Genomic DNA, 10494 nt, shown 5'->3' with positions numbered 1-10494 from the left:
CCGTCAGCGTCGTCTTACCATGATCCACATGCCCTATCGTCCCAACATTTACATGCGGTTTCGAACGTTCAAACTTGCTCTTTGCCATGACCTGTCCTTTATACTTTCTTAACCCTATTTTTTGTTAATGATTGCTTCAGCTACGTTTTTCGGAGCCTCCGCATAATGCTTAAATTCCATTGAGTAGGTTGCCCTACCTTGGGTAGCAGATCTCAAGGCTGTTGAATAGCCAAACATTTCAGCTAACGGCACCTCGGCCCGAATCAGCTTCATGCCCGGCACATCTTCCATACCCTGAATCATTCCTCGTCTTGATGACAGATCCCCAACCACATTACCCATGAATTCTTCAGGTGACTCGACTTCGACCGCCATCATCGGTTCAAGCAACACGGGATTCGCTTTTCTCATTCCGTCTTTAAATGCTATTGACGCCGCCATTTTAAAAGCGTTCTCATTCGAATCGACATCGTGATACGAGCCATCATACAGCGTAACTTTTACATCCACCACCGGAAAACCTGCCAATATACCATTTGGCAACGTATCAAGCAAACCTTTTTCAACCGCAGGAATGTACTCACGCGGAACCACGCCGCCTTTGATTTCATCGATAAACTCGAATCCTTTGCCAGCTTCGTTAGGCTCCATTTTCAACCACACATGACCATATTGCCCACGCCCCCCAGACTGTTTGACAAACTTCCCTTCTACCTCTATGCGTTTTTTAATTGCCTCCCTATAAGCTACCTGAGGTGCCCCAACATTGGCTTCGACTCCAAATTCACGCTTCATCCGATCAACAATAATTTCAAGATGCAATTCACCCATACCAGAAATAATAGTTTGCCCAGACTCTTCATCCGTTCTGACTCTAAATGAAGGATCTTCTTGAGCCAGACGATTTAATGCAATACCCATTTTCTCCTGGTCCAATTTGGTCTTTGGCTCGACCGCAACGTGTATAACTGGGTCCGGAAAATCCATTTTTTCCAAGGTAATAATTGAGTCTGGAGCACATAATGTATCGCCTGTTGTCACATCTTTGAGGCCAACAGCAGCGGCAATGTCACCTGCTCGCACCTCTTTAATTTCTTCACGTTGATTAGCGTGCATTTGTAATATGCGGCCTATCCGTTCTTTCCGCGCCTTGATCGGGTTATATACCGAGTCTCCAGAGTTAACTACGCCTGAGTAGACTCTGAAAAATATCAATTGCCCCACGTACGGATCTGTAGCAACTTTAAATGCCAGAGCAGAAAAAGGCGCATTATCATCGGATTTTCTCTGTTCCGATTCGCCATTTTCCTTAGTTCCCTGTATAGCCAACACATCAACAGGCGAAGGCATATAATCAAGCACGGCATCCAACATTGCTTGAACACCCTTGTTTTTAAAGGCCGTTCCGCACAACATGGGTACTATTTCATTATTAATCGTTCTTAATCGAAGACCTTTTTTGATATCTGAAATCTCTAATTCCCCATTTTCCAGATACTTATCCATCAATTCTTCGTCAGCTTCTGCCGCAGTTTCGAGCATTCTTTCCTGCCATTCCAAAGCGTCTTTTTTCAAGTTATCGGGTATTTCGCGCTCTTCATATTTCAGTCCGCGGGTTTCGTCATCCCAATAAATGGCTTTCATTCTGACAAGATCGATGACACCTTCAAACTTATCTTCCGCCCCAATTGGCAGTTGTATTGGCACAGGCATCGCTTTTAACCGCGTTTGTATTTGCTCATAAACGCGCATAAAATCCGCACCCGATCTATCCATTTTATTTACAAATGCCAAACGAGGCACCTGATATTTATTGGCCTGTCGCCAGACAGTTTCAGTTTGCGGCTGAACGCCGCCGACAGCACAAAACACTGTACATGCGCCATCCAAGACACGCAACGAGCGTTCCACTTCAATTGTAAAATCAACGTGACCAGGCGTATCAATAATATTGATCCGATGCTCAGGATAATTGCCGCCCATTCCTTTCCAGAAACATGTCGTTGCTGCTGATGTTATAGTAATTCCTCTTTCTTGTTCCTGTTCCATCCAATCCATGGTCGCAGCACCATCATGCACCTCGCCAATTTTATGCGACACGCCTGTATAAAAAAGAACGCGCTCTGTTGTTGTCGTTTTACCAGCGTCAATATGCGCCATAATACCGATATTTCTATAACGCTCTATGGGAGTCTTTCTTGCCACAATCAAATGCCCTACTAAATATATTAATAATTTTCTTTGTGTCGAGTTGAATGGATTAATTTAATCAAACATTAAAATCTAAAATGTGAAAATGCTTTATTTGACTCCGCCATCCTGTGTACTTCTTCCTTTTTCTTAACTGCACCACCCCTTCCTTCAGCCGCTTCCGCCAACTCACCAGCCAAACGCATATCCATTGATTTTTCATTTCTCTTTCTAGCAGCATCGCGCAACCAACGCATGGCCAATGCATTCCTGCGCACCGAGCGCACCTCAACTGGTACCTGATAATTTGCACCACCGACCCTGCGACTTTTAACTTCAACTAATGGGCGCACATTTGTTAACGCTTGAGTAAAAATTTCCATGGGATCACCTCCCGTTTTCTTTTCGATTTGCTCAAGCGCACCATAAATTATTCTTTCAGCAACTGATTTTTTCCCACGCGTCATCAATACATTGACAAACTTTGCAAGCTCAATATTATGAAACTTTGGATCCGGCAGAATCTCGCGCTTGGGTACTTCTCTACGTCTTGGCATAATGTCCTTTTATCCTCTAGCGTAATTGAACGTCAAGCTGTTTTTGGTTTTTTTGAGCCATATTTTGAACGCGCCTGTTTGCGATCTTTCACGCCCGCAGTATCTAAACTTCCGCGCACTGTGTGATAGCGCACACCTGGAAGGTCTTTAACACGACCGCCACGAATCAACACTACCGAGTGCTCCTGCAGATTATGTCCTTCACCACCAATATAACTCGAAACTTCATAACCATTTGTCAACCTGACCCTGGCAACTTTACGCAGTGCTGAGTTTGGTTTTTTTGGTGTTGTAGTGTAAACCCTGGTGCAGACACCCCTTTTTTGCGGGCAACTTTCAAGCGCAGGCACGTTGCTTTTAACACGTTTTGCTTCGCGTGGCTTGCGTACTAATTGACTAATAGTCGGCATATACTATGTCCTAAAAAAACTGGACGGGCGCAGCCGTCCTGACTTACCTTATTTGTTATCTGATGAATTGATTTATTGCCACCATTACCCGTGAATAGGCATCACCGCACCGCGCTTATTATTCATTATCCCTGATAAAAACCGGCGCAATAGAAAAGACTGCGGATTCTATGGGGTTTCCTAACTTATGTCAAGACATAGTTAGAATACCAATGAACATATACCATTGAAACAACTTTCATTTAGGATTGTATTTTTAGCAACATTCTATCCCTGAAAGGATGTTGCTAAAAATTTCATATGATTACAATCAATCTCTAAAATTTTCATATTGTAACGGAAAGTCCGTTATTGTCTTTTTAACTATCTGAATAGCTTCCTGCAATACATCTTTTTTAGCGCCCGAGACACGCACGCTATCACCTTGAATACTTGCCTGCACTTTTAATTTATTTTCTTTGAGAATTTTTACAATCTTTTTTGCCAGTTCTGAATTCAACCCCGTTTTCACATTGACTTCCTGCTTTACTTTGTTACCACTGATTTTGTCTATCTGACTCTTTTCCAAGCAGCGCACGTCAATTTTTCGTTTTGTCAACTTTGAACGCAAAATGTCCAGCACTTGCTCAAGCTTAAACTCATCGTCAGCAAAAATAGTAAGTAAGCGTTCTGTTTGTTCAACACGTGCATCCGATCCCTTAAAGTCAAATCTCGAACTGACTTCCTTATTTGTTTGATCAACTGCATTTCTGACTTCGTGACTATCAACTTCCGATACGATATCAAATGACGGCATTTAATATAACCTCTCGACAATGAAGTTCTCAAAACTTAAATGAAGATTTAAGGAGCCGCGAATAAATAAGTGTGACAATTGGGCGCGTCTGGCGAATGCAATGCAAGGCGGGAGGATGAGTCATAGCCAAGCTATGGCGACGACGAACAACGCCGCAGTGTGCCCGCCAGATGCGATCCAGGTGTTACAGTTATTTATGAACGACTCCTAATTCTTTTTTCTGTTAGCCGCAATGCGTAAGCGCAACGCATTCAATTTAATAAATCCTGCAGCATCTGCTTGATTATATGCCCCCGCATCTTCTTCGAATGTAGCCACAGTCTCGTCAAATAGTGAGTGTGTTTTTGAGTCTCTGCCGACGATAATGACATTACCCTTATACAGCTTCAACCTCACCCAGCCATTGACATTTTCCTGGGTACTATCAATCAATGCTTGGATTGCTCTGCGCTCCGGACTCCACCAATATCCGTTATAAATCAAAGCAGCGTAACGAGGCATCAACTCATCCTTTAAATGAGCAACTTCTCTGTCCAAGGTAATCGACTCCATCGCTCTGTGCGCACGCAGCAAAATTGTTCCGCCCGGCGTTTCGTAACAACCACGCGACTTCATTCCGACATATCGATTCTCCACCAGATCAAGCCGACCTATACCGTGTTTCCCACCCAACTGGTTCAAAGCAGTCAAAACCTGTGCCGGCGTCATCGTGTTGCCATTTAGCGCCACCGCATTTCCACCCGCAAATTCTATATCGAGATATTCGGCTTCGTCGGGCGCATTCTCCGGAGAAACACTCCAACGCCACATAGACTCTTCCGGCTCTACAGCCGGGTTCTCCAGGCTGCGCCCTTCATAGGAAATATGCAACAGATTGGCATCCATACTATAGGGTGAGCCTTGTTTTTTCTTCATTTCAACCGGAATACCATGCATTTCGGCATAACTCAGCAGTTTTTCCCGAGAAGTCAAATCCCACTCACGCCAAGGCGCAATGACTTGAATATCCGGTTGCAATGCGTAATAACCCAATTCAAAGCGCACTTGATCATTTCCTTTTCCTGTTGCACCATGAGATACTGCATCCGCTCCTGTCTTTTGCGCTATTTCAATTTGTCTTTTGGCAATGAGCGGGCGCGCAATGCTGGTTCCCAGCAAATATTCACCTTCATATAGGGTGTTGGCCCTGAACATGGGAAAAACAAAGTCACGCACATATTCTTCCCGCAGATCATCGATGAAGATTTCTTTAACCCCTAATTGCCGGGCCTTGGCACGCGCCGGCTCAACCTCTTCACCTTGGCCTATATCAGCGGTAAAAGTCACTACCTCACATCGATAGACATCCTGCAACCATTTGAGAATGACCGAAGTATCCAATCCACCTGAAAAAGCGAGCACTACTTTATTTACTTTACTCATGTTATCACTGTCTGTAATCTACCTACGCCATACCTCACTTCAATGCTAAGAAATTAAATTGAGAATCATGTATCCTGTATTTTTCCTAGCAGCAAATATTCCATTAACGCCTTTTGTGTATGCAAACGGTTTTCCGCCTCTTCCCACACAACGGATTGGGGGCCGTCAATAACATCTGCCGTCACTTCCTCACCTCGATGGGCCGGCAGGCAATGCATGAACACCGCATTTTCGTCAGCCAAAGTCATCATCTCCGCATCCACGCAAAAATCAGCAAAATCCGCTTTTCTTTGCTCCGCCTCTGCTTCAAATCCCATGCTGGTCCAGACATCTGTTGTAACCAAATCCACATTTTTAACTGCCTCATGCGGACTGGAAAACATTTCAAAATTTTTCGTGCCGATTAACCCGATCTGTTCAGGATTTACTTCATAGCCGGGCGGGGCCGAAACATGCACTTTAAAATCAAATACCTCCGCAGCTTGGAGCCATGAATTACACATATTATTTACATCGCCTATCCAGGCCACTATTTTACCGGCGATATTTTCACGGTGCTCTATGAACGTAAAAATATCACCCATGATCTGACAAGGATGATATTCATCGGTCAGACCATTGATAACCGGCACACGGGAATGCTGTGCAAAGCGCCGCAGAATGTCATGTTCGTACGTTCTGATCATTATCAGATCAACCATGCGCGATATCACGCGCGCAGAGTCTTCCACCGGCTCACCTCGCCCTAGCTGCATATCCCGTGTCGAAAGATAAATCGACGTACCCCCCAGTTGATTCATACCCGCTTCGAATGATAAACGCGTTCTGGTCGAGTTTTTATCGAAAATCATTGCCAATGTCCGATCAGCAAACGGCCAATATTGGCGATACTGTTTAAACGCCCGCTTCATCCACCGTGCACGTTCAAACACATATTCATATTCTTCCCGACCTAAATCAGTAAACTGCAGATAATGCTTCAATTGCATAAATTACAACTGTCCTAACAGACAGATTATGAAATAATTCAACCTATCTCGCTACGACAAACTCCTTGATTAATTGACAGGCCGTATTCACGACCAGTTTGGCTTCTTCCTCTTGCATTACGAGTGCCGGTAATAGGCGAATTACTTTTTCAGAAGTAACATTGATCAGCAGTTTCTTTTCCAACGCCCGTTTAACCAGCTCACCGCATGGTACTTCAAGCTCAATTCCGATCATCAGGCCCTGACTTCTGATTTCAACAATTTTATCCAGTCCGGCTAGCTGTGCCTCCAATCGATCATGGATAAACTTTCCCAATTTACTGGCATGATTGATGAGACCATCCTCTTCAAGCACCGCAAGCGTTTCTATGGCGGCAGTACACATCAAAGGATTACCACCAAACGTCGACGCATGATTGCCCGGCTTAAATGTATTTGCCGCCACACCACGCGCCAGGCATGAACCAATTGGAACGCCAGATCCCAGACCTTTGGCCAACGTCATCACATCCGGCAGAATATCGCTATGTTGAAACGCAAACCATTTCCCGCTGCGTCCGATACCTGACTGAACTTCATCCAGCATTAACAGCCAGCCATACTCATCACACAGGCAGCGCAGCTCATGCAAATAACGCGCCTGCGGTATATTGACACCCCCTTCACCCTGAAACGGCTCAACCAAAACGGCAACCACATTCTTATTGTTGACAGCAACCTGTCTGACAGCTTCCAAATTATTGTAAGGCACGCGCACAAAACCTGATAATAACGGCTCAAATCCGGCCTGCACCTTCCGATTACCGGTTGCTGTCAACGTTGCCATAGTGCGACCATGAAATGCATGCTCCATGACAATAATAGTAGGCAATGACACACCCTTATTATGTCCGTAAAGACGCGCAAGTTTGATGGCAGCTTCATTCGCTTCCGCTCCGGAATTACAAAAAAAAGCCTTCTCCATACCTGACAAAGCAGTCAGCCTGGCAGCCAATTGCTCCTGCTTCTCAATAAAATAGATGTTGGATGTATGTATCAGCGTGCGCGCTTGCCTGCACAATGCCTCAGCTAAACGTGGATGGCAATGGCCCAGTCCGCATACAGCCACTCCGGACAGCGCATCAAGATATTTCTCTCCTTTGTCACTCCATAACCAGACACCTTCACCTTTCACAAAGGTGACAGGAAGCTGTGCATAGGTATTCATCACGTATGACATGTCTCTATTTTGCTCACTTTATGCAAATTTTAGAAAATAATTCAGGGATATTTCAGACATTCATTAAGCGCGGCACAATCGCCAATACTGCCACGCTCAAATTTAGAAAAAGTTATTATCTTTACCCATGTAGTCTGCATTTTCAAGCTTTTTTTCTTTCGCGAATTTTCCAGACACCGTTTTTTCAATTACGATAAGCTAAAGTTCCAGAGAAAGGGCGTCATCATGGTAGAATTAAAAAATTTTGATCTGTCGGAAATCAAGACCAAAGCCAGCATCTTTACCTTATACCCTTAACCAGTTACCAGTTAATCAGCTGTTTCTTAATTAATCATAGAATATGGATCAATTTGCCAAAGAAACTCTGCCGGTCAGCCTCGAAGAGGAAATGCGCCGCTCTTACCTAGATTATGCCATGAGCGTCATTGTCGGGCGCGCCTTGCCCGATGTCCGGGACGGCCTTAAACCGGTCCACCGCCGCATACTGTATGCCATGCACGAATTATCAAATGACTGGAATCGGCCCTATAAAAAGTCAGCTCGTATTGTCGGTGATGTTATCGGTAAATATCACCCACATGGCGACACTGCGGTTTACGACACCATCGTGCGCATGGCACAGGATTTCTCCTTGCGCTATATGCTAATAGACGGCCAGGGCAATTTTGGTTCCATTGATGGTGATAATGCAGCAGCCATGCGTTACACAGAAATTCGCATGTCCCGTATTGCGCATGAGTTACTCGTGGATTTGGATAAGGAAACAGTTGATTTCGGTCTTAATTATGACGAATCAGAACAAGAACCCCTTATTCTGCCGACAAAAATCCCCAATCTCCTGATTAACGGTTCATCCGGCATCGCGGTAGGTATGGCAACTAATATACCCCCGCATAATTTGAACGAAGTTATTGACGCCAGCCTGAAGCTTCTCAAGAATCCTGAAACAAGTGTTGACGAGCTGATCAAATGTATCCATGCACCCGATTTTCCAACTGCCGGCATTATATATGGCATCAACGGTGTACATGATGGATACCGCACAGGACGTGGCCGGGTTGTGATGCGCGCCCGCACGCATTTTGAAGATCTGGACAAAGGCAGCCGGCAAGCCATCATTGTTGACGAATTACCCTATCAGGTAAACAAAGCCAACTTGCTTATACGGATTGGCGAACTGGTTCGTGATAAAAAAATCGATGGAATTTCGGATTTGCGTGATGAATCAGATAAATCCGGAATGCGCATTGTCATTGAGTTAAAACGTGGCGAGATTCCCGAAGTCATCCTCAATAACCTGTATAAAGAAACACAAATGCAGGACACCTTCGGTATGAATATGGTCGCCTTGCTGGACGGTCAACCACGACAGCTGAATTTAAAACAAATACTTGCTGCATTCTTGCGTCACCGGCGTGAGATTGTAACGCGCAGAACTGTATTTGAGTTAAAAAAAGCGCGCGAACGTGGCCACATTCTCGAAGGTCTGGCTGTATCACTGTCCAATGTTGACGAAATCATTACCCTCATCAAAACGTCAGCCACACCGGCAGAGGCCAAGAAGGCACTCATGGCAAGAACATGGCGCTCCGTACTGGTTGAAGAAATGCTTGCAAGGGCAGTAACTGACACACAAACACTACGCCCGGAAGGGCTGGCGCCTGAGTTTGGTTTGCAACCGCAAGGCTATCGGCTATCTGAAGCACAGGCTCAGGCGATTCTGGACTTGCGCCTGCAGCGCCTGACCGGCCTTGAGCAAGACAAAATTGTTGAAGAATACAAAAGTGTAATGGATAAAATTGTTGATTTTATTGATATTTTATCTAACCCCGGAAGAATTACTGACATTATCAGCGAAGAACTTCAAGCCATACAGCAGCAGTTTGGCGACACACGCCGCAGCGAAATTATCACCGATACGCAAGACCTAAGTATTGAAGACCTGATCACACCCGCTGATGTTGTCGTCACACTATCTCACAGCGGATATATCAAATCACAGTTACTGGATGAGTACCGGGCACAAAAACGCGGTGGCCGCGGTAAACAAGCAGCCAGTACAAAGGAAGATGACTTTATTGACAATCTGTTTATTGCCAATACACATGACTATATTCTGTGTTTTTCCAGCCGTGGCCGTGTTTACTGGATAAAGGTCTACTCAGTGCCGCTGGCCGGAAGAATATCGCGTGGGAAGCCGATTATTAATCTGGTTCAACTGGAGGATGACGAAAAAATCAATGCCATTTTACCCGTCAAGACATTTGACGAAAATCAATTTGTTTTTATGGCGACGGCATCTGGCACCGTCAAGAAAACACCTTTGTCAGAATTTTCGAGACCACGAAACAACGGTATTATCGCTATCGGGTTAAGTGATGACGACTATCTGATCGGTGTCGCACTGACCGATGGTCAATTTGACGTAATGCTGTTTTCCGATAACGGCAAAGCCATGCGTTTTAGTGAAAATGTCGTACGTCCGATGGGGCGCATTGCGCGCGGCGTGCGCGGGATGAGGCTGGGTGCAGGACAAAAAGTCATTTCACTGCTCGTCGCAGAAGACGAAACACAGGCTGTTCTGACCGTTACCGAAAACGGTTATGGCAAACGCACGCCGATCGGCGAATATACGCGCCATAACCGTGGAACACAGGGTATGATCGCCATCAAAACAAGCAAACGCAACGGCAAAGTCGTTACGGCGAAACTGGTCAAACCCGAGGACGAAATTATGCTGATCACCTCCGGTGGTGTCATGATACGCACACGTGTCAATGAAGTGCGTGAAATGAGCCGCGCAACCCAAGGTGTCACGCTGATTAATCTAGATGAAGGCGAGAAACTGGCAGGATTGGAAAAAGTCATTGAAAGCGCAGAGGAATGAGTGAACAATCTGCTATTGTATATT

Annotated in this window: 9 protein-coding genes; 1 reads left to right on the top strand and 8 read right to left on the bottom strand. The window is 45.1% G+C overall.

Annotation, left to right across the window (positions count from 1 at the left end; all coding sequences use genetic code 11):
* The 8 genes from BMY60_RS11105 to BMY60_RS11070 form a co-directional block, all read right to left on the bottom strand.
* A partial coding sequence (locus BMY60_RS11105; RefSeq protein ID WP_090333656.1) for a GTP-binding protein occupies positions 1 to 88 on the bottom strand: 88 nt, incomplete at its 3' end.
* A gap of 26 nt (positions 89 to 114) precedes the next feature.
* On the bottom strand, positions 115 to 2205 hold the full coding sequence (gene fusA / locus BMY60_RS11100) for an elongation factor G (protein WP_090333654.1): 2091 nt from the start codon (positions 2203 to 2205) through the stop codon (positions 115 to 117).
* Positions 2206 to 2276: 71 nt separating this feature from the next.
* Positions 2277 to 2747, bottom strand: a complete 471-nt coding sequence (gene rpsG, locus BMY60_RS11095; RefSeq protein WP_090333651.1) for a 30S ribosomal protein S7 — start codon at positions 2745 to 2747, stop codon at positions 2277 to 2279.
* Between the two features lie 32 nt (positions 2748 to 2779).
* Positions 2780 to 3157 carry a 30S ribosomal protein S12 gene (rpsL, locus tag BMY60_RS11090; protein ID WP_090333649.1) on the bottom strand — a complete coding sequence of 126 codons (378 nt, stop codon included), beginning with the start codon at positions 3155 to 3157 and terminating at the stop codon, positions 2780 to 2782.
* A 310-nt stretch (positions 3158 to 3467) separates the two neighbouring features.
* Positions 3468 to 3953 carry a YajQ family cyclic di-GMP-binding protein gene (locus BMY60_RS11085; RefSeq protein ID WP_090333646.1) on the bottom strand — a complete coding sequence of 162 codons (486 nt, stop codon included), beginning with the start codon at positions 3951 to 3953 and terminating at the stop codon, positions 3468 to 3470.
* 207 nt (positions 3954 to 4160) lie between these two features.
* Positions 4161 to 5375 carry an argininosuccinate synthase gene (locus tag BMY60_RS11080; protein WP_090333645.1) on the bottom strand — a complete coding sequence of 405 codons (1215 nt, stop codon included), beginning with the start codon at positions 5373 to 5375 and terminating at the stop codon, positions 4161 to 4163.
* A gap of 65 nt (positions 5376 to 5440) precedes the next feature.
* Entirely contained in the window at positions 5441 to 6364 is a 924-nt protein-coding gene (argF, locus tag BMY60_RS11075; RefSeq protein WP_090333643.1) for an ornithine carbamoyltransferase, read from the bottom strand.
* A gap of 43 nt (positions 6365 to 6407) precedes the next feature.
* The gene (locus tag BMY60_RS11070; RefSeq protein WP_090333642.1) at positions 6408 to 7583 is read right to left on the bottom strand and encodes an aspartate aminotransferase family protein; all 1176 of its coding nucleotides are present in this window, start codon (positions 7581 to 7583) and stop codon (positions 6408 to 6410) included.
* A 340-nt stretch (positions 7584 to 7923) separates the two neighbouring features.
* Here BMY60_RS11070 and gyrA point away from each other — a divergent pair, with 340 nt between their 5' ends.
* Positions 7924 to 10470 (top strand): DNA gyrase subunit A, encoded by a 2547-nt coding sequence (gene gyrA, locus BMY60_RS11065; RefSeq protein ID WP_090333640.1) that lies wholly within the window; start codon positions 7924 to 7926, stop codon positions 10468 to 10470.
* Positions 10471 to 10494: the final 24 nt, after the last annotated feature.

Source organism: Nitrosomonas sp. Nm51 (genome assembly GCF_900111165.1).
GTDB lineage: Bacteria > Pseudomonadota > Gammaproteobacteria > Burkholderiales > Nitrosomonadaceae > Nitrosomonas.
The sequence above is the reverse complement of the archived record's forward strand: the minus strand, read 5'-3'. Positions and strand labels throughout refer to the sequence as shown.